Annotated in this window: 24 protein-coding genes and 1 tRNA gene; 16 read left to right on the forward strand and 9 right to left on the reverse strand. The window is 34.0% G+C overall.

Annotation, left to right across the window (positions count from 1 at the left end; genetic code table 11):
- Positions 1-640: 640 nt before the first annotated feature.
- The 7 genes from ACNF4Z_RS00005 (at position 641) to ACNF4Z_RS00035 (ending at position 5,057) form a co-directional block, all read left to right on the forward strand.
- Complete coding sequence (locus ACNF4Z_RS00005) at positions 641-1,642, forward strand: hypothetical protein (protein WP_458327185.1); 1,002 nt, start codon at positions 641-643, stop codon at positions 1,640-1,642.
- 110 nt (positions 1,643-1,752) lie between these two features.
- A complete protein-coding gene (locus ACNF4Z_RS00010; protein WP_458327186.1) occupies positions 1,753-1,998 on the forward strand; it encodes a winged helix-turn-helix domain-containing protein in 246 nt (81 codons plus the stop codon).
- On the forward strand, positions 1,995-2,282 hold the full coding sequence (locus ACNF4Z_RS00015; protein ID WP_458327187.1) for a hypothetical protein: 288 nt from the start codon (positions 1,995-1,997) through the stop codon (positions 2,280-2,282). The genes ACNF4Z_RS00010 and ACNF4Z_RS00015 overlap by 4 nt, the downstream gene beginning before the upstream one ends.
- A gap of 181 nt (positions 2,283-2,463) precedes the next feature.
- Positions 2,464-3,255 carry an ATP-binding cassette domain-containing protein gene (locus ACNF4Z_RS00020; RefSeq protein WP_458327188.1) on the forward strand — a complete coding sequence of 264 codons (792 nt, stop codon included), beginning with the start codon at positions 2,464-2,466 and terminating at the stop codon, positions 3,253-3,255.
- Between the two features lie 2 nt (positions 3,256-3,257).
- The gene (locus ACNF4Z_RS00025) at positions 3,258-4,052 is read left to right on the forward strand and encodes a hypothetical protein (protein WP_458327189.1); all 795 of its coding nucleotides are present in this window, start codon (positions 3,258-3,260) and stop codon (positions 4,050-4,052) included.
- Positions 4,049-4,729, forward strand: coding sequence for a hypothetical protein (locus tag ACNF4Z_RS00030; protein WP_458327190.1), 681 nt, complete (start codon positions 4,049-4,051; stop codon positions 4,727-4,729). Before ACNF4Z_RS00025 ends, ACNF4Z_RS00030 begins: the two co-directional genes overlap by 4 nt.
- Positions 4,719-5,057 carry a transcriptional regulator gene (locus ACNF4Z_RS00035; protein ID WP_458327191.1) on the forward strand — a complete coding sequence of 113 codons (339 nt, stop codon included), beginning with the start codon at positions 4,719-4,721 and terminating at the stop codon, positions 5,055-5,057. Before ACNF4Z_RS00030 ends, ACNF4Z_RS00035 begins: the two co-directional genes overlap by 11 nt.
- Before the next feature lie 1,072 nt (positions 5,058-6,129).
- On the opposite strand, the gene ACNF4Z_RS00040 is transcribed toward ACNF4Z_RS00035, so the two are convergent.
- Positions 6,130-6,204: transfer RNA gene (locus tag ACNF4Z_RS00040), tRNA-Glu, on the reverse strand.
- Between the two features lie 133 nt (positions 6,205-6,337).
- On the opposite strand from ACNF4Z_RS00040, the gene ACNF4Z_RS00045 reads away from it, so the two are divergent.
- On the forward strand, positions 6,338-6,988 hold the full coding sequence (locus tag ACNF4Z_RS00045) for a phosphoribosyltransferase (protein ID WP_458327192.1): 651 nt from the start codon (positions 6,338-6,340) through the stop codon (positions 6,986-6,988).
- On the opposite strand, the gene arcC is transcribed toward ACNF4Z_RS00045, so the two are convergent.
- Positions 6,978-7,901: a carbamate kinase gene (arcC, locus tag ACNF4Z_RS00050; protein WP_458327193.1), complete on the reverse strand. Its 924-nt coding sequence runs from the start codon at positions 7,899-7,901 to the stop codon at positions 6,978-6,980. The two genes, ACNF4Z_RS00045 and arcC, sit on opposite strands and share 11 nt — an antisense overlap.
- Before the next feature lie 61 nt (positions 7,902-7,962).
- On the reverse strand, positions 7,963-8,571 hold the full coding sequence (locus ACNF4Z_RS00055; RefSeq protein WP_458327194.1) for a MarC family protein: 609 nt from the start codon (positions 8,569-8,571) through the stop codon (positions 7,963-7,965).
- A gap of 99 nt (positions 8,572-8,670) precedes the next feature.
- On the opposite strand from ACNF4Z_RS00055, the gene agl3 reads away from it, so the two are divergent.
- Positions 8,671-9,837: a UDP-sulfoquinovose synthase gene (agl3, locus tag ACNF4Z_RS00060; protein WP_458327195.1), complete on the forward strand. Its 1,167-nt coding sequence runs from the start codon at positions 8,671-8,673 to the stop codon at positions 9,835-9,837.
- 40 nt (positions 9,838-9,877) lie between these two features.
- Positions 9,878-11,314, forward strand: a complete 1,437-nt coding sequence (locus ACNF4Z_RS00065; protein WP_458327196.1) for a Kelch repeat-containing protein — start codon at positions 9,878-9,880, stop codon at positions 11,312-11,314.
- A gap of 225 nt (positions 11,315-11,539) precedes the next feature.
- Here the strand turns inward: ACNF4Z_RS00065 and ACNF4Z_RS00070 are convergent, their stop codons facing one another.
- Positions 11,540-11,968 (reverse strand): bis(5'-nucleosyl)-tetraphosphatase, encoded by a 429-nt coding sequence (locus tag ACNF4Z_RS00070; RefSeq protein ID WP_458327197.1) that lies wholly within the window; start codon positions 11,966-11,968, stop codon positions 11,540-11,542.
- 78 nt (positions 11,969-12,046) lie between these two features.
- Between ACNF4Z_RS00070 and ACNF4Z_RS00075 the strand changes: the two genes are divergently transcribed.
- The 3 genes from ACNF4Z_RS00075 to ftsY are packed head-to-tail and all read left to right on the forward strand — an operon-like array spanning position 12,047 to position 14,550.
- Positions 12,047-13,306, forward strand: coding sequence for a phosphoglycerate kinase (locus ACNF4Z_RS00075; RefSeq protein WP_458327198.1), 1,260 nt, complete (start codon positions 12,047-12,049; stop codon positions 13,304-13,306).
- On the forward strand, positions 13,296-13,733 hold the full coding sequence (pfdA, locus tag ACNF4Z_RS00080) for a prefoldin subunit alpha (protein WP_458327199.1): 438 nt from the start codon (positions 13,296-13,298) through the stop codon (positions 13,731-13,733). The genes ACNF4Z_RS00075 and pfdA overlap by 11 nt, the downstream gene beginning before the upstream one ends.
- Complete coding sequence (gene ftsY, locus ACNF4Z_RS00085; RefSeq protein WP_458327200.1) at positions 13,693-14,550, forward strand: signal recognition particle-docking protein FtsY; 858 nt, start codon at positions 13,693-13,695, stop codon at positions 14,548-14,550. Before pfdA ends, ftsY begins: the two co-directional genes overlap by 41 nt.
- A 4-nt stretch (positions 14,551-14,554) precedes the next feature.
- Here the strand turns inward: ftsY and ACNF4Z_RS00090 are convergent, their stop codons facing one another.
- Positions 14,555-15,229 (reverse strand): transcriptional regulator, encoded by a 675-nt coding sequence (locus ACNF4Z_RS00090; RefSeq protein WP_458327201.1) that lies wholly within the window; start codon positions 15,227-15,229, stop codon positions 14,555-14,557.
- A gap of 57 nt (positions 15,230-15,286) precedes the next feature.
- A complete protein-coding gene (locus ACNF4Z_RS00095) occupies positions 15,287-16,117 on the reverse strand; it encodes a proline dehydrogenase family protein (RefSeq protein ID WP_458327202.1) in 831 nt (276 codons plus the stop codon).
- 100 nt (positions 16,118-16,217) lie between these two features.
- Here ACNF4Z_RS00095 and ACNF4Z_RS00100 point away from each other — a divergent pair, with 100 nt between their 5' ends.
- The 3 genes from ACNF4Z_RS00100 to mdh are packed head-to-tail and all read left to right on the forward strand — an operon-like array spanning position 16,218 to position 18,330.
- Positions 16,218-16,595 (forward strand): hypothetical protein, encoded by a 378-nt coding sequence (locus tag ACNF4Z_RS00100; RefSeq protein WP_458327203.1) that lies wholly within the window; start codon positions 16,218-16,220, stop codon positions 16,593-16,595.
- The gene (locus tag ACNF4Z_RS00105; RefSeq protein ID WP_458327204.1) at positions 16,592-17,314 is read left to right on the forward strand and encodes a sugar phosphate nucleotidyltransferase; all 723 of its coding nucleotides are present in this window, start codon (positions 16,592-16,594) and stop codon (positions 17,312-17,314) included. Before ACNF4Z_RS00100 ends, ACNF4Z_RS00105 begins: the two co-directional genes overlap by 4 nt.
- Before the next feature lie 50 nt (positions 17,315-17,364).
- Positions 17,365-18,330: a malate dehydrogenase gene (mdh, locus tag ACNF4Z_RS00110; RefSeq protein WP_458327205.1), complete on the forward strand. Its 966-nt coding sequence runs from the start codon at positions 17,365-17,367 to the stop codon at positions 18,328-18,330.
- Here the strand turns inward: mdh and queC are convergent.
- Genes queC through ACNF4Z_RS00125 form a run of 3 tightly spaced genes read right to left on the reverse strand, consistent with a single transcriptional unit; the run spans position 18,312 to position 20,337 of the window.
- Positions 18,312-19,034, reverse strand: a complete 723-nt coding sequence (gene queC / locus ACNF4Z_RS00115) for a 7-cyano-7-deazaguanine synthase QueC (RefSeq protein ID WP_458327206.1) — start codon at positions 19,032-19,034, stop codon at positions 18,312-18,314. The two genes, mdh and queC, sit on opposite strands and share 19 nt — an antisense overlap.
- Positions 19,031-19,501 carry a 6-pyruvoyl trahydropterin synthase family protein gene (locus ACNF4Z_RS00120; protein ID WP_458327207.1) on the reverse strand — a complete coding sequence of 157 codons (471 nt, stop codon included), beginning with the start codon at positions 19,499-19,501 and terminating at the stop codon, positions 19,031-19,033. The genes queC and ACNF4Z_RS00120 overlap by 4 nt, the downstream gene beginning before the upstream one ends.
- Entirely contained in the window at positions 19,498-20,337 is an 840-nt protein-coding gene (locus ACNF4Z_RS00125) for an SDR family oxidoreductase (protein WP_458327208.1), read from the reverse strand. Before ACNF4Z_RS00125 ends, ACNF4Z_RS00120 begins: the two co-directional genes overlap by 4 nt.
- Between the last annotated feature and the right edge of the window lie 54 nt (positions 20,338-20,391).

Consider the following 20,391-nt stretch of genomic DNA (forward strand, 5'->3'; position numbering starts at 1 on the left):
GTAGCTATGAAGATTTACATGAAATACAAGGGAAATCTGGATAAATAGAACTTGAAAATGCTGTTATTGTTCATATTGCAATGAAAATCACGAACTACAGAACGAAGATAGCAGAATTAGGGTGGTTATTCGAAATCCTCGCCAGGAAATTTTTGTGCATATACAAAAAATCCTCCTAAAGGTTGGCCCTTATGGGAATAAGAAAAATTGTCCTTCATACATGGGACAGTCTTTGTAATGAAGCCCGAGTAAGAATCAATCAAAGTTTTATTGTATCCATTCAATGAGATACTTAGATTGAAATCGTTTTTTAAATTTAAATTGGGTATTTTCTCAAACTTTATAAATGAATAATTTGCACCTCCAGAGGGTATGAAGCTAACAGAAATTAAAACAAAGATTAAAATTAAAAGTGAAACCATCTCCAATTTTTTATGGCTCTCCACTTGTAAGGAATGTAAAAAAAAGATATTAAGATTTGATTAGGTGTGAACTTTGTCAGTATATTCCATTGGATTTACAAATTCAAAGGCATTGATTATATCAAAGTATATTGAAAAATGAAAATTTATACCAAATATGTAAAAGATTTGCATATATTTTTGAAAAATTCTATTTATTATCATAAGGATAAATATCTATGGAGATTAAAACCTTAAAATATCTGGCGGGCTTGTTTATAGCCCTTACCATAGTTATGGCTGGTGTGGCAGTTTTTGAATACAGCTCGTATTCTGCTAAGAGCAGTGATTATTCATCTCTAAAAACAAATTATAACTCACAACAAGCTTCAGTGGTGCTCGATGCTGCATATTCTCACTGGAACTACATTTCAATAGAGAACTCATCACTGTTGAACAATCAATATGAAAGCAACGCAACTCTGACTTGGATAGGCGGACCTCTTGCTGGAAAGTATATGGGAGAATCCAATATTATTTCAACATGGAATAAATTCTTTAACGCATGGTCAGCTGTATGGTTTTACACAATCAATCCTCCAAGTGTATCTGTGTCTGGAAATGAGGCCTATGTAAATTCACTAAACCAGTTTATAGTTACGCCGGCAAACAATCAGAATCAGGTTCAATACATAAATGTGAGCTATACACTTAATTACACAAATGTAAACAATACATGGCTTATATCAGGGGAGATATGGCATATAGTTGGTGCAGGTTTTATATCATCTACACAGGAATTCACAATAAACAATTACGTTGAAAACCTGGCATTCAATCACTGGAATAACATTGCAATAGAAAATGTATCGGCAGTAATGACAGAATATGCCAGTAACGCAACGCTTTATTGGGTAGGTGGAAGCCTGAACGGAACTTATAAAGGATACACTTCAATAAATTCAACATGGACAAAATTCTTTAACGCCTGGTCAGCTGTATGGTTTTATACAGAAAGTCCTCCAACTATAGTCTACAATGGAAATGAAGTAAAAGTAAGTGCACCGGTTCAATTCGTTGTGCAGAATGCAGCAAACACATCACAATTCAAATTCATAAATGTGACATACACCATAGTATACTCGTTTGAAGGGTTCAATGTATCAAAAGGAATGCCAAATTTCCTGATCACATCTGAAACTTTCATGATAACAGGAATAAACAGCTTAAGCAAAATTTAAAATAAAAATATATTATTTATTTTTCTATAGGCACTTGAGTGTCTGTAGACTTTAATTTATCTGTTAAGAGGTTATTATGGTGGATTTTTATATCAACCAGAGGCGGGATGATGAGATTAAAGATAATGAAAATACTGATGGAAAACCCTTCTAATATAAACAGGCTAAGTGAAACATTAAAGGTCAATTACAGAACTGTGGAACATCATGTCAAGGTTTTGATCTCAAATAACCTTCTTGATGTAGAGGGTGACGGGTATGGAAAGATATACTTTCCATCATCAGTTTTCACCAGAAATCTGGATACTTTGAAGGATATTCTATATAAGCAAAACCTGAAGTGGGAGGAGATATGATGGGTCCATTATGGATTGCGAATTTAGCAGTTATCGCAATGTCATCTGTTATATTTGTGATAATTGTAATATCTTATCTTAAAAGTTATTATAAAATCAAATCTAAGGCTTTAGGGGGAATTATAATTTTTTCCTCAATATTCTTTGTATACACGGTGGTCTCATTTGTCATTTATTATAATATGGCACTTAAATATAGTTCAAGTCTGGCTGAACTTCTGCTCTTATTGAATTCAATGGCTTTTTGTGGTTACATATTTGTCTTAAAGGTATTGAATATATAGGTCCATAATTCTTATATTTCAAATAATTTTTATAACATCTGATTTTAAATAAATTAATTTAGTTCCTTAATATTTTATCTCCTAATATAAAAAACGATGAATTTCAATAAAGTATGAATAAAATACAGTTCAGTTTTTGAACTATTTTAACCTAATTTATACATATATAAAATATGGTTATGTGATAGAAATAAAGGGCATGAGCTGCAGTTATTACAGGGATGATAAAGGAAACGTCCTTGAAAACATCAATCTTTCAATAAATGGAAATAGGATAGTAATAGTTGGGTCAAATGGCTCAGGTAAAACCTCTCTGCTAAAGGCATGTTTGGGTTTTATGAAAATATCAAGTGGTTACATAAAAATAAATGGGATTGATTTGAATGAAGGTAAAAAAATCAAGCACATCTCAACTAACCTTATGGAAGTCTATAAGCTTCTAAATCTTAGAATAAGTGAGATAATCGAAATCTATTCAGAAATAATGGGAAATAAAAAGGAAGTTTTTTTTGATATGATTAAGAAGTTCTCACTAACTGAAATCCTTGATAAAAAAATATATTCCCTAAGTACAGGCCAATCAAAGATGTTTGGAAACATTATGGCTCTAAGCTCAGGGTCAAAAACAATCCTTCTGGATGAGCCATTTGAAGCTGTAGATCAGAGCAGAAAACTTCTCCTCTTAAAGATGATTAATTCCTTTGATGGTGAGATTTTGATGAATACACACGAATTTAACATAATCAAGTCATTAACAGATTGGACTCTCTATTTTTTGATGGATAAACATCTATATGGCCCATTTGAAACAAGTGATCTCAACAATTTGTTTCTATCAAAGGGAAATGTTCAGGATGCCATATCTGTTATAGAGTTGCCTTACGGAACATTCTCAATAACTAAAGGTTCTGGTGAAATTCAGTTATCAAGCATCTATAGTATTGAACAACTTTATGAGGTGATAAATAGATGATTATGAAATATTATGTAAAATCAATAATAGGAAATAAAAACCTGCTCTTCTGGGGTGTTGCATTCATGGGAATCTGGCTAGTTATGGGAGCTTATTTTTTTGGCTTTACTCCATCTTCAAGTAATTTCGATTTAAAATATACATCTACCTGGTTTTCACTGATTGCTCTTTATTCACTAAGCACAATCGGAACATCCATTGCATATTCAATTTATTATGCATCATCTTCCTTGAATTTCACTTTGAAATTTACAAACTTAACGTTAAAAAAATTTCTGTTCTCAATAATATCTGGTGTTGCGGTCTCTTCAATCATTTTATGCTCTATTATTTTGATGTTATGTTCACTGCTATTCAGTGAAAGATCCAACAATATACTCATACCTTCAATGCCCTATTATTCAATATTAATTGCAGTTGGAGCAGGTGCAATTATGTTTGGAATTTCAGCATCTCTGACAACCATTATTACTAATTATTTTTCATTGAAAAATATCAATTTCATATCATTTTTACCACTGATTCTCTCATATATATTTGGTTTTACAATGCTGAATACATCTTTGCCATCATGGATTGTTTATGGAAATCCATTTTCCGAATCTATTTCCCTATTTTACTTCTCATTTTCAGGAAGCATTCCCCATATTTCACTTTCAAACCCTAATTCTCCATCAATCAACATCTTTTATATGGCAGTTGCTTTAATAACATGGAGTTTTATTCTCATCTTCATATTTTTAAAACTTGTTAAAAATATAAGAGCAGTATCCATAGAGGAGGCCAGGCAAATTTGACAGATGAAAACATTAAAGAATTTTTGGAAAAATTAAAGAACAGGTCAATATCAATTTCAAGGTATTCCCTGAAAATGAGTTTTGGAATTTATTACTCAATTTGGGTAATTTCCATTTTTTATTATGTATACATATCTCCCAGCATTTTGATTTTTTTAAATAACTTTTTAGGATATTTAATCGAAATAATTAGCTTTATCATAGTAACAACTGTGGCATTTTATTTCAATTTCAGAACTTTTTCACTTTCTTTTAAAACCACTAAAATAAATAAGGTTTTTAGAATAAACGAGGTTAAATCATATGGAAAGATCTACAGAATATTTAATCTCATATTTTTCCCAATATATCTTATTATATTACTATTGATATTGATCTTATATAATGAAAAAGTGGGATACACCTTATTCTATTTCATTTTACTCATAGTGCCCGTATACCTTCTTTTTTTCCTCAAGGTTTCATTTGGAAATATACCCATTGAGGGTTATATTGCTTCATTAACCTACTTGTTTAGTGTCATATCTTCTATCATAACGATTTTATTTTTCAATATTTCTGGCCAAATAGAATCTTATTTACAACTTATTTGGGCCCCAACAATAATAGGTTGGGCATTTGCAAGTATGTACAGTTTTTACACAGCAACCGGAGACCTGGGTCTATATGAAGAATGATAAAAATAAAGAGACAATAGATTCCATCATTGAAAAATTATCTTCAAATCTTGGAGAGCCAGTATTAAAATCTTCTCAACGACTTTTGATCATCATCATTCTTAGTATTTATGGAAGAATGAGGTTTTATGAGCTTCAGAGAACTCTGGGCATAGGAAAGGGAAGTCTGAGCAATCATCTCGAAAAGCTTCAGCAGAATGGAATAGTGGTAATTAGAAATGTTCTTACAATTTATGGTCCAGGAAAGGCAGTGGAATTATCCCAAAAGGGGAAAGAAATTGCAGATGAATATTCAAACATAATGTCAATTTTATTTAAACGGGAATAAAAGTTTTAAACCTAATAACTTCTTGAAAAACCATTGCAAAAAAGTTCTAAGCATTACTAAATATTTTTTACACAAGAAAAGAATAAATTTCATATAATGAGAGTTCTTAAGAGGTACCTTCTGGTTAATATTTTGATGCTCCTGTAATATGTTAACAAATAGAAATAAAGCATATGATAATGCGCCGGAGAACTTTTTGGAGATACATCCTTTGTATAGGTTCAATGTTATACATCTTAACCTTGGTACAATCCGGAGGATCAAAAAGAAATACCTATCTTTAAAACTAGGAATTCTTAACTACATTATACAATTATAAAGGATTTCAAAGATCTTGTTCTAAGTCCAGGCAAAAATATACTCACAAAATCCATAAGATTAATTGGAAGATACTATCTATAAATAGAAAAATTTTGGTCTCCAGAACCTGTGATTCATAAATCTTTGATGACCAAGGATATTATGATTTCCAAGGATTTATTTTCAAATATGCAACCCCTGGAAAAAAAGAATTAATTTTCCAGTCATTGAATGTGACCCGGGATTTTGCACCATGTGGTTCATTACCAATGGAAAAAATTATTAATTGCTTTGTATAATAAAAAAAATAATATATAATGTTTTTTAATAAAGAAAAATGGATACCAATAAATGGGGCGACTTTCCATTCAGAATAAGAAATAATGAAGCTAAGAGAAATGATTTTAAAAAAAGCCTATTAATCAATTCTAAATTAACATAAGTTTTGGAAGGGCACAATCTAATTAAAGATCATTAATTGAAAATATAGTATTATTATCATAATGATGGTTGCCATTATCCACCTATGATATCATAGAACGTTGTTGGACTTATCTTTAATCTCATAAGTCCCTCATACTACGTATGATCGACCTTTAATCATTATATAAAAATAAACTAACTTGAATTAATTAAAATCATCAATGACAATCAAAATCACTGTCTTTCGAGATTTCCAAAATAGTCAAAAGAGGAAATTAACTGGAGAGTAATCACAATTTTCGAACTAAATTTCATATGTGATAAAGGTAAACTTGACCCAATTGTAACATGCTCCGACCGGGATTTGGACCCGGGTCGTCGGCTCGAAAGGCCGATATGCTTGACCGGACTACACCATCGGAGCTTTAATTCGTAAAGTTTCTAATCTATATTTATTTTATCATATGTACGTACCCTGAATCTTAAAATTTAATGGAAATTTAATATTGTGCAATTGAAAAACATTTTAAAAAGTATTGAATAAGGTAAAGATTAAAATGAAGACTAGAGCCAGGTTGGTGGAGTGGAATCAAATAGAGAAATGGTGTGAAAAAATCAACTCATCAATACCAGAAAATGATCTGCCTGATACAATCATAGGCCTATCCAGAGGTGGCTTAGTCCCTGCAAGACTTATTTCAGATTATATGCAGATAAAGGATCTCTTTTCTGTCAAAACAGAGCACTGGGGATTAACAGCGACAAAAGACGGAAAAGCTAAGTTAAAATATGGATTGAACACTTCTCTAGAAGGGAAAAACGTTCTCATTGTTGACGATATAACTGATACAGGCGAAAGTATGAGAATAGCAAAGGACTACATTAGCACCCTTAAACCCTCTAAATTGAGAACCGCAACCATGTTACATATCGATCATTCGGCATTTATTCCAGATTATTTCGGAGAAGAGGTAACTAAGGAAAACTGGGCCTGGTTCATATTCCCCTGGAATGTTTATGAAGACCTAGTAAATCTAATTGGTAAATTAGACCCAGAAAATATGACGTCAGAGGATATTGCAATATCATTAAAAAATGAAAATGATCTCAAGGTAAGCAAAGAGCAAATTGAGAAAGTTCTTAATCAGGCAGTAAAACAGAAAAAATTTTCAAATAAAAATGGTAAATATTCCCAAATTAAGGTATGATTAAAGTTCCATCTTCTCCATTTATTACCTTATCTGCATTTTCAAGTGATCCTATAACAGCCTTTTTCCCACCATTTCTTACAAACTTAACAGCAGCTTGAACTTTTGGCAGCATACTACCCTTGGAAAATTCACCTCTTTCTATGTATTCATCAATCTCATCAACCTTGACTTTGCTCAGCATTTTCTGATCTTCCTTGCCATAATTTAAAAATACACCATTAACGTCTGTTAGAATTGCAAGCACATCTGCCTCGATCTGCGTCGCAAGAACTGCACTTGCAAGATCTTTATCAATAACAGCATCTATGGACTCTATCCTATCTGTCCTCTTTATAACTGGAATACCTCCCCCTCCAGTACAGATTGGTAAATATCCGCTTAAAAGCAGATTATTCACAGCATCCTTTTCAATTATTTCTATAGGCTCAGGAGAAGGAACAACCCTTCTATATCCTTTTTCCGTTTTTATAAAATTCCAATCTTTCCTGTTCAATTTTTTGAATTCCTCTTCACTGTAAAATTTTCCAATAGGTTTTGTTGGAGTTTTCAAACCTTGGTCATTTTCATCCACCCTCGTTCTTGTTAAAATTGTAATGGGAATTTTTAAAAGACCCTTGCTTATCCTTACCTGTTCATATGCATCCATCAGTATCTCTCCAATCATTCCCTGAGACATTGAACCACATACATGCAGAGGTGAGGGTGGAATTTCATCCTCCTTGCCCATTTTTAAGAAAATATCTCCAACCTGGGGGCCATTTCCATGAGTAATAATAACATCGTGCATTTCGATTATTCCACTAATAGTCTCAAAGGCCGATTTAGCTCTTTTCACTTGAGTATCATAGTCCCTTTTATCGTTATTTTTTAAAAGTGCGTTTCCTCCAAATGCAATAACTATCTTGGTCATAGAATCACGGGAAAGAAGGAATATGTGACATATATATAAAAAAAATGGTAACTAATATACATTATGCAAGTTTAACAATATCTGGTATTGCGTTTATAATGAACTGCATCGCAAATGCAGCAACAAACAAACCGAATATCCTTGTTATTGCCTTTAGTGATTTATCACCCATGGCCCTGGAAATAGGCGTCGAGAAAAAGAACAGGATGTACACAATTAAAAATATTATAAAAACGGATATGATGGTCATTATGGTGCTGATTATGCTTGCTTTTGAAAGTATTATCACAAGAGATATGGCACCTGGCCCTGCAAGCAATGGTGTGGCAAATGGGACTATGCCCAAATCCGGATTTTTGTAACTTTTTCCAGTTGATTTAGGTCTGTCACCCTCTCTTACCATCTCTATTCCCATAATGGCAAGAATTATACCACCTGCAATTTCTATTGAAGCTATTGAGATACCCATGAAATATAGAATTAGGGAGCCAGCAATTGTGAAAAAGATCAGTATTATGCTCCCATAAAAAAAGGCATCCTTAGCAGCAGTTCTCTTTTCATTTTCCGAGTAATCAGCGGTCATTGCAAAAAAAAGTGTCATAGTACCAAATGGATCAATAACCACAAATAAGGGGAAGAATATTTTCACAAATTCAATGTAAATGTTCATGTTAAGCGGATATACTAAAGGCATTAAAATATATTAAAAAATATTCAATAATTCTAAACTAATGAAATAGATTTAAATCCATATTTCATTCACTACCAGATGAAAATTGCCATTCTCGGTATTGATGGATACATAGGTTGGCCATTGGCACTTAACCTTGCCGTTAGGGGACATTCCATAGTTGGTTTCGATTCATTCTACACAAGAAGTAGGGTGAAGGCTGTTGGATCAGATTCCTTAATAGACATACAATCAATGGAAAAAAGAATCAAAATAGCAAGAGAAAATGGTCTTGATATAGAATTTTTCCAGGGAGATGTTAACGATCCTGATACAATTTATTCATTCGTTAAAAAGTACAGGCCGGAGGCGTTTGTGCATCTTGCAGAACAGAGATCTGCTCCATATTCAATGATTGGATTGAAAGAGGCAAGGGAAACAATGATTCAGAACATTGGTGGAACACTAAACCTGATATATGCAATAAAGGACATTGTTCCTGATGCTCATCTGCTAAAAATGGGTACTATGGGGGAGTATGGAACTCCAAATATTGACATTCCAGAAGGGTTTTTTCATATTCAATATAAGGGAAGGGAGGATACACTTCCTTTTCCTAAGAATGCTGGATCCTGGTACCACTGGAGTAAGGTGCATGACTCAAACAATTTAATGTTCGCAAATAAAGTCTGGAGGTTAAAAATTACTGATGTAATGCAGGGTGTTGTTTACGGTGCAGGAACAGAATTAACAGAAAAATATGATCTGCCAACCCGTTTTGATATTGACGAAATATATGGAACCGCATTAAACAGGTTTTGTGTTCAATCCTTACTTGGTATACCCATTTCTGTTTATGGAAAGGGAAATCAGAGAAGAGGTTTCATATCCATTGAAGATAGCATAAATTGTCTAACCCTCGGGCTGGAGAAGCCACCGGAAAATGGAGAATACAGAGTTTACAACCAATTCAATGAGCATTACTCCATCAACGAATTAGCTAATTTTGTAAAGGAAATCAATCTAAAGAAATATGGAAGAGAAGTTGAAATTAAAAATTATGAAAATCCAAGGGTTGAGGCCGATGAGCATTATTATAATCCGGAACATGAAAAATTGAAAGCTCTGGGGTATGTTCCAAAGGGAAACCTGAGGGAAGAGATATCCAGAATTTTTGAATCCATAGAAAAATACAGTGAAAAGGCAGAAAAACTGAGAAATGTGATCCTTCCAAAAACAAAATGGAAAGAAAGCAGAGGGCTTTGAATTATTGGAATGTTTATAAATGAAATTATAATTCCTGAGTATGCGTAAAAAATTCCCTGATCATAAGATTGCTAAAATAACAGTATTTTTAGTCATAATAATGGCTTTCTTGATGCTTGCCCTTCCTGCATTTCAGGGTAATGCAGTAAAGGAAATAAATTACGGGACGAGAATTACAGGCGAAAAATCCTATTCGTCATCATATAATTATAGCGTTTCAGTTTTCAAATATCAGTGGGTTAATTACACAAATACCCCTGCTCCAGCATCTGTTAGCAACGCATCACTATCCTGTTTTACACCTTCAAAGACTGTAATATTGTTTGGTGGTGAATATTCAGCAAATGTATCAAACAAGACAGTTATGGAGTATTCCAACCAAACATGGGAATACACATATGGTTCATGGTCAAAACTCTCAACAACATTGAGCCCGCAACCCATGGCAGGACAATCCATGGCTTATTCCGCAAGGGACAATGAAATAATATTGTTTGGCGGATTCAATTCAACATCCTATTTCAATAAAACTTGGGTTTTTACCGGATACTCATGGTCACCAATAAAAGGTCTTAAGATTCATCCTCCCTCGCTGGCATTTGCGGCAAGTACATATTCAAGCATGCTTCAGGGAGTGGTTCTCTTTGGAGGTAAAAATGGATCAGCTTATTTCAATAGCACATGGATGTTTAAGGATGGATCTTGGGCTCTCCTTAACACGACCGGAATGATTCCTAAAATGGCAGGAGCATCCCTTTCCCAGCTTCCTGATGGCAATCTTCTATTATATGGTGGATACAACGGAACATACATGTCCAATACATATTTGCTCAATGTTAAAACTCTGCACTGGTCTGTTATTCAGACATCAAATTCACCTGGCCCCCTGGCATTTGCTTCATTGAACTATTTTTCTGAAAATAATTTCACATTGCTTTCGGGAGGCCAGAATAAAAATGGGCCTGTAAATTCATCATGGGTATTTTCTTACAGCACGAAGAACTGGCTACCAATATCCAATAATGCTTATCCTGCGCTCTATGGAATGGCTTCAACAGCATATGAAGCAAATAGCACAATAATCTCATTTGGTGGAACATTTGGAGGAGTAAATGGTTATCACAACTATACCTACGAATTTCTAAATAATACATACAACTGGATACTTTTTTATGAATCAGGACTTCCATCAAATCTAAAATGGGGAATAGATCTGAATGGGATGTACAACAATACCACAAGTTCCTTTGTGGGTTTCCTGGTTGAAACAGGAACATACAACTACACAGTAATTTCACCTGCCGGATACACAACTTCGGCCACTAATGCTAATATAACAATGTATTTTTCAGAGGAAACATCCACAATTACATTTTCAAAAATACCAGGCACAATCTATTATTTCTATGGGATTTTTGTAGGCATTGGAATAGTGGTTGTTGCATATCTTATCTCCCTTGCTTTTAGAAAAAAATAATTTTTTAACATATTTTATTTGATCCAACTTTTTATAAATATGTTCCTTTTCCCTAATTAAAGAAATAAAGGCTTATTATTCTGGTTTTGAAATTTATAAAGTCTTATTTTTATACAATATAGATTATATAATAAATAATTACATGAATATATTCATTGTTTAAACAACACCTAAATGTATAAATATTAACCACCTAATAACACATTACGCTTTAAAAAACTAAGATCACTTTTTGTTTTTATAGTACTTTTCTAAAAATTCAGAAGCTCTTTCTATTAAATATTTCTGCTGGCTAAATTTGAACATATTTATTGCGCTATCTTTGTCCAGCCATTTAAAATTTCTGTGTTCTCCTGAGATGGTAACCCTTTGATCAGCCTCGGCTAAAAACATTACAACTGTTTTGTGTACCATACCGTTTTCCGTGTTGAATTTGTAATCAATTATCTCTTTGAATCCCTCTATTATACTCATATTTTTTATTCCGGTTTCTTCTTCAACTTCCCTTTTTGCTGTTTCCAAATCTTCTTCACCATTTTCAACGTGGCCCTTTGGAAAATCATATTCCATGTTTACTTTTTCTAGTATAAGATATTCTATTTTCTCTCCTCTTCTTCTGAATATTATAATACCACAGCTCTTTTCTTCCTTCATACTAGGAAGATTATTATTTCGTAAATTAACATATGTAATCTTTCAAAACAATAATATAAAAAAATGCATACTGATCTTATGGAAAACAGGGAGGGCGATTTCTTCTCTATTGATGATTTTGATCTTGATAAAAGAACTGTATTATTAAGACTTGATCTTAATTCTCCTATTCAGCCCCTAACGGGTGAAATAATGAGCGAGGAAAGATTCAGATCACATGTGGACACAATTAGAAGATTACGAAATTCAAAAGTTGTGATCTTGGCACACCAGAGCCGGCCTGGGAAGAAGGATTTTACATCACTTGAACTTCATGCTAGAAAATTGTCTCACATAATAGGAAGGAAGGTGGAATTTACAGATTCTCTCTTCGATTCAAGTGCACTGAAAAAAATTGAGTCTATGAATTCCGGAGAAATACTGATGCTAGAAAACACAAGATTTTATTCAGAGGAAGTTTCACTGGATTCCTTTGATTATGAAACAATGGAATCCACAAACATAGTGAAAAAATTATCTAAACATGCGGAATATTTTGTGAATGACGCATTCCCCGCAATTCATAGAAATCAAACAACCCTTACTGGATTTACCCGGGTAATGCCTAATATAATGGGTGAACTCGTAAGAACAGAAAAATCTAACCTTGACAGATTCATGAATGAAATAGATGGGATGAAAATTGCAATTCTTGCAGGAGCTAAAATCGAAGATTCCATAAAAGTTGCAGAATCCTTCCTGAGCAAGAATATTGTTGAAAAAATTCTTACTGGCGGAGTGGTCTCAAATTTATTTTACTGGGCTAAGGGAAAAAACATTGGAGAAAGGAACAAAGATTTCATAATTAAAAACAACAAGAATTATGAAAAATTGATTGAGAAAGCCAGATCTATTTTGAAAAATTTTTCTGAAAGGATAATTTTACCGGAAGATTTTATATTGAATCCCTCAGAGAAAAAAATTTCCGCTTCAGAAGATATTCCTGAGGATCAGATTGTTGCGGATATTGGAGTGGAAACTTTGGCAACATATTCTTCCTATATTGAAAAGGCCGAAGGTATATTTATGAACGGTCCAATGGGTATGTATGAAATCAAAGAATATAGCTATGGAACTTATGAGCTCTTGAAGGAGGTTGCCCGCTCAAGGGCAATGAAAATTGCTGGAGGAGGTCACACAATAAGTGCCCTGGAAAAAACCAATTTAATGTCCAGCATAGATCATGTTTCCACTGGTGGTGGTGCACTCATAAGTTATTTAACAGGCGAACCAATGCCAGTAATAGAATCGCTAAAATTAAGCAGGTCAATATTTGGAGGAAAAGAGGATGGAAAATAGTATGGATATTGGAGAACAGATCCAATTTCTGGAGTCTTACATTTCAACTTCAGAGAGGCAGATCAGTCTTTTAACACAGGGAATAGAGGAGTACGGTAAAGCTCTTGCAGTTTTGGAAGATAAAAATATACCTGAGGCAAAGGAATCAATGATGTCCCTTGGTGGAGGGGTATTTGTAAAATGCAAAATAGAGAATACCAATAATGCTCTAGTGGCAATTGGTTCTGACATATTTATTGAGGAAGAAAAGGAAAAGACAATCGAAAGATTGAAAAAACATATTGATGAACTGAGAAAAAGCATTGAAAAGTTGAATATGCAAAGGATGGATGCAATAAAAAGGTACAACAGCATGATTTCTGAGATAAATAGGGTGTCTTCTACAAATGTCTCTGAAGGAAAAGCTGGCAAAGATATTCAAAGGTAAGGATCTGACAAGCCTTCAGGAGCTCTCTGATGAGTTCTTTGAGGTTCTTCTGGAATCCGATGTATCATTTGAAACAGCTGAGGAAATCGTGGAAAAATTACGCAAAAGAAACGCAAACATAAAAAAATTGTCAAGAGAAGTTGCAATAAAGTCAATCAAAGATATACTTTTTGAAATTCTTGAAAAGGTTGTTCCAAATTCAAAGATTTATGATGTTTCAAAAAAACCTTATGTGATCATGCTCGTGGGAATAAATGGTACAGGAAAAACTACAACAGTTTCAAAGCTTTCCAGATATTTGAAAGAACATGGCAAAAGTACAGTGATAGCTGCATCTGACACATTCAGGGCAGGTGCAATCGACCAGATTAAATATCTTGGAGAGGAGACAGGAACACGTGTAATATTTCAGAAACCAGGAAGTGATCCATCTTCAATTGCATATGATGCAATAGAGCATGCCAAGGCGAGAAACATAGATTTTGTAATAATTGACACAGCTGGAAGGATGCATTCAAACAGGAATCTTATCGATGAGATGAATAAAATTAAAAGGGTTGCCAATCCAGATATGGTTTTGATGGTTCTAGATGCAATTGCTGCTTCAGATGCGGTGGAACAGGCAAAAACATTCAAAAAACACATAAATTATTCAGGAATAGTTTTTAACAAGCTTGACACAGATGCTAGGGGCGGTTCTATATTCACAGTTGCCAATGAAATAGGTGTTCCGATATACTTTCTTGGGATTGGCCAGTCACCAAATGATATTGTTGAATTCACCCCTGAATATATAATAAATAAAATTTTTCCATAAATTATCATTTAATTGTGGAAAGATTCTTCACAATTGTTTGAACATCCATATCAGTTGTTATGAGAGGAATGTTTTCAATTTCTGATATGCGTATTGCAAGCTCATCTGTCTTATCTGCCTGTACGTAGACCACTGCAGCGGGCTTCAAGGGATGCACTCTTATGGCTATCATGGGGCTCCTTCCCATTTTAACCTCAGTGAAAAATATAACCCTCTGGCTTGACCACCCATAAAGTAAGCTATACTCTGAGTAGGAGAATGTGAGAATGGCCTTTATTCCGTCAACGATGGTATATCCTCTTATGTATCTGTTGACGTCAGCCTTAGATACCACAACACCTCTCACTCTGTTTATTATGGTTTTTAAACCTATATCCCTGTCATAATCCTTTATATCAAGAAGTGCCTCATAGGGCATTCCCGAACTATATCTCCTTGTTATAATTCCTCCCTTTTCCATGTCAATGCTCACCATTGCCTTTACAAACTTTCTTATGGTTTTAATGCCGGGGGATTTTCTTCTCTCCTTCTCATAATCAAGTATCATAGATAAGGGAACTGCCATTTTTTTGCTCAGATCTGCAGGGGAAATTCCGAATTCAAGTCTCCACTTCCTAAGAGTTTCTCCAGGAAAATCCGAAAGAACAATTTCACCTGCAATTTTCTCTTCTATATCCATTAAAAAGTAAAAAAGGAAATCATATAAAAATTTGACGAATATTGGTTAGTCAATTGACTAAATCTTCTTGCTATGAAGCAGTGATTTCATTATAAGGCTAATGTGGCCTGCTTCTTGCATTCTTCTGTACGAATATTGAATCCATCTTCTTCCATAGGGTATGTATGAGAATGTTGTTTCTCCTTCATCTTTTAATTTTATCAGATACTCATTTCTTATTCCATTAAGCATACCAAACCATATTTTTTTGCCTGTTTTCTTACTTAATTCTCTTGCCTTTTCAATCATTAACTCATCGTGGCTCGCAACCATGAATCTCTCTGATTTTTCAAATAACAGCTCCAATATTTTTATGTAATTTTTATTTATTTCATCTTTGTTCTTAAAAGCTATTTCCTCGCTCTCCGTATACGCACCCTTGACAAGTCTTATAACTCCTCCGTTGGAAGAAACTTTCACGACATCATCGTAGGTTCTTTTCAGATATGCTTGCATGCATAATCCAGTTTCTTTGTAAGACTTTAGAGCTTCTAGATAAATCTCAATTGTACTGTCAACGTAATTGGATTCCTCCATGTCAATCCATACAAATATGTTTTTTTCTTTGGCCTTTTCTATTATTTTCAAAAGATTTTTCAGTGTAATTTCTTTGTTTAAAGCAAGACCAATTTGTGTAGGTTTAACTGAAATCTGCATTTTGTCATCACCATTCTCTATTTTGTCTATGATCTTTAGATAACTGTTTACTGCATCATCTATATCTGACTGGTCAGTGAAAGCTTCGCCCAGGTAGTTTAAAATTGCACCAATTCCAAGTTTTTTGAATCTCTCCCCTCTCTCTATGGCATCCTCTTCCGTGGGACCTGCTATCCATTTGCCAGCGATCATTTTTTCTACAGCACCATTTAACATAATTATCCTGTAATGTAATCTCCATGAAATATATTATTTTTCATAAAATGTTTAAGTTAATTTTAAATTACTGTATGTGAGAATTGAAAAATATGGAATTCTTATGATTCTTTCAGCCATATGCTTATCCATAGGAGGTTTTGATCTTTATATTTTTAAAAAAGTTCCTCTTATACTTTCATTATTAACAATAATAGCCATTTTTATTATTTTATTATTCTCTATCTTGATATTAAAAATAAAAAAAAGACTATTGGTAGGAATAGGGGGCGTTCTTGCAATAGTTTCATTTGCAATATCATTAAATCAGTCTCATATAATGGCCTTATTAAATGTAAGTTCAGAATTTGAAATTCTACCTGCCATACTAGGGATGGTATTAGGTTTCTATATTTTTCCTGGACTTTACATCATATTCATGGTTATCGATTACTTAAAAGGTGATTTCAATTGAAGGGTGTCATAACTGCTGCAGGGCTTGGTAGCAGATCAGGTCTGGATGGAAAATTAAGAAAGGAAATGCTACCACTTTATGATATTGTTGAGGAAAAAATAAAAATGAGGCCTGTTATATCAATGGTAATAGACAGATTAAGATATTCAGGCATAGAAAAATACTGCATTATCACAGATCCAAATGATGATGTGTTTCTTTCATACATAAGAAGGGAGCACCCGGAGGCAGAGCTGATTTTTCAGCTGGAAAAAAAAGGTTTTGCTGATGCTGTAAAATTGGCAGAAGAATTCGTTTCAGGCTCTATGTTCATACTGAATGCTGGAGACGGCATAATGTTTGATAGGGATAAATACAGAGAGATGTCAAATATAGATACAAATCTGGTATTCATATTCAGAACAAAAAACCCCAAAAAATATGGAAATGTAAAAATAAATTCTGCAAACAGATTAGTTCTGGAAATGAAGGAAAAACCAGCCATTCCAATGTCCAGTTATGGACTTGCGGCCGTATACTTAAGCAGTCATGAAATTTTCAATTATTTTGATAGTAAAACTGAATGGACAGAGGTGATGGATAGCGGAATAAAAAATGGTATAAACTATACATATAAAATAATTAAAAAAAATGAATGGATAAGTGTGGGAAGTATGCAAAATTATCCAGAAAAACTAAAAATCTCAATGAGATATTGCAAAAGATTGCTTAATATTTAAAAAAATAAATTTGTAGATTAAAAATATAATCAAAGATGAAATTAGGTACCATGAGACCTAAAATATCAGTTATAGGTTCAGGAAATGTGGGAGCCACAGTTGCTCAGTTTCTGGCACTGAAAGAACTTGGAGACATATATCTATTCGATGTTATAGATGGAAAGCCAGAGGGGATTGGACTTGACATATTGGAGGGAACTCCACACTGGGGTTCAGATGTCCACGTTCAGGGGTTTACAACAACGGTTCCATCAAAATATGAAAATCTTAAAGGTTCAGAAGTTATTGTTATAACCGCAGGACTTGCAAGAAAACCTGGAATGAGCAGAGATGATCTTCTGGAAAAGAATGTAATGATTATAAAGGAAGTGGCACAGAATGTTAAAAAATATTCACCAGAATCAAAAATAGTAATGGTTTCAAATCCCGCAGATACAATGGCATATGCATTTTACAAAGTTACTGGAACAGACCCAAAAAAGATAATGGGTCTGGGCGGATCTTTGGATAGTTCAAGATTCAGAACATTTCTCGCTATGGAACTGGGAGTTTCCGTTGAGGATGTGAATGCCTTTGTAATAGGAGGTCATGGAGATGACATGGTTCCCTTTATCAGGTATTCATCTGTATCGGGGATACCAATCAGCAGTCTATTAAGCAAGGAGAAAATAGATCAGATAGTGAAAAGAACAAGATTCGGAGGAGGGGAGATAGTTGACTATCTTAAAACAGGAAGTGCATATTACGCACCTGGAATTTCAATAACTGCAATGGTGGAATCAATTATAAAAGATAAGAAGCGGGTGATTCCATGCGCAGCCTATGTGGATGAGAAAAAGGCCGCTCACTATGGTGCAAAGGGGCTGTTCATAGGTTTACCAATAAAAATTGGAAAGGATGGCGTTGAACACATTTATGATCTGGAATTCACTGAAGAAGAAAAAGCTCTTTGGAACAAAACCGTTGAATCTGTTAAAAACAATGCAGGAAAGGTAGATCAATTCCTTTCCAAATAAGTTAATTTTTTAAGATTCTTTTTTTCATTCATATAGAAGTCAGGGTATTTTTCATATTCAATGGGATCATCATATCCTGCTTCAAGGAAACCTTTAAGTCTTAAAAGACAAGAATCACACTTACCACAGGCCTTATCTCCACCATTGTAACATGACCAAGTTAGATTGTAGGGTGTTTTTAACGACACTCCCATTTCAATGATTTTTGCCTTAGTTAAATATTGAAGAGGGGCCTCTATTGTTAATTTATTATTCTGTCCCAATCTTGTACCAATTCTCAATGCATTTTCCATTGCAGATATGAAATCTGGCCTACAATCAGGATAACCTGAAAAATCAACTGAATTCACGCCTATCATTATGTTATTTGAACCTGTCAATTCCGCATAGGCAGATGCAATAGCCAAAAAAATTATGTTCCTTGAAGGTACATATGTGTTTGGTATCTCAGTTCTTTCTGTTTTCCCCTCCTCTACATCTATCTCTGATGTTAATGAACTATTTCCTATCTTTCTCAAATCAATGTTGAAAACATCCCTTTTAACACCGTAAAATTTTGCTATGGTCTCAGATGAAATCATTTCTTTTCTGTGCCTCTGTCCATAATTAAAACTTAGGAGGAAAACCCTGTCACCTCTTTTAATTGAATATGAGAGCAACGTGGATGAGTCAAGTCCTCCAGAAAACACAATTAGAGTGTTCATAGTATTTTCTCCACAGATGAATATTGTCCAGGGCCCTCCCACAACGACATTGAAAGTTTTTCAATTCCTTTCTTATCAATATTCTGTAAGGTTTTCTGCAGAATTTCCTCTATCATTTCTTCGCTTGAGGTGTGCTCAACATCACTCCATGCAACAAATTTTAATGGTAAGATAATCTCTCCCTCTTCGTAGTTTATCTTTACGCTCTCCTCAAATTGATAAAATTTCATGTCCCTGGATCTTTTGGGAAGAATAAGTTTATGATCATAATATTCAACAATTTCCCTTAATATTCTCTTTAATTCAACAAAGTCATACACCATACCATTGGAAATTTCTCCAGAAATTGTAATATCTACTGCGTAGTCGTGTCCGTGCAATCTTTTACATTTATTATGCCCTGGGATAAAATGTGCTGAAGAGAATTTTATATTTGCTTCCCACCCTCTAATACTTACAGTTGTCATCTATTTCTCATCTCCTTCAATTTTTTCCATTCTTCATCTGTTATTTCTTTAAGTTCATTGAATTCACCGCTGATAAAAGGGGTCTCTCCCCCATCAGCCCTTAATATTGCACCATTTACGTATGAGGCCATCTCTGAAAATAAAAATGCAATGAGCATTGATATTTCTCTTGGCGAAGAAAGGCGTCCGGACGGATTTCTCTCTATTAATCTTTTTTCAAACTTTTCTGAAGGAATTAAGTTTTTCCAAGCTCCCTCTGTTCGGAAGGGTCCTGGTGCTATACCGTTTATCCTTATGCCTTTAAAACCCCATTCCCCTGCAAGACTTTTGGTAAATGTTCCAAGTCCCGACTTTGCAACAGCTGAAGGAACAACATACCCTGAACCAGTATCATAATATGTGGCAAGAACATTTACTATACTCCCCCTCTTGCCATCCATTATCCATCTTTTCCCAATTTCCAGAGTTACATTTATTGCACCATTCAATACTATTCCTATTACGGCATTGAATGCATTTATTGACAGATCTTCTGTTCTCGAGATGAAATTACCAGCTGCATTGTTTAACAAATAATCTAAATAAGAAATCTGGAACATTTCCTTTATGTGCTTTTGAACGGTTTCAAAATCTCTTATATCGTGAGACCAGATGAAGCATTCTGCTCCAGAATCCTCAATTAATTTCTTAGCGCTTTTTAACTTTTCAACGTTCCTTCCTGTTATATGTATTTTTGAACCAAAGGAACCAAAAAGTTTTGCAGTTTCTAATCCAAGTCCTGAATCTCCTCCAGTTATGAGAATTGTCTTTCCATTAAACTCATTAAATAACTCCACCTTACATTATTTAATGTAATAATATATCCTTTTTCAGTTTTTCAACTTAAACGT

Source organism: Caldiplasma sukawensis, assembly GCF_052315375.1.
Taxonomy (GTDB): Archaea; Thermoplasmatota; Thermoplasmata; order Thermoplasmatales; family Thermoplasmataceae; genus Cuniculiplasma.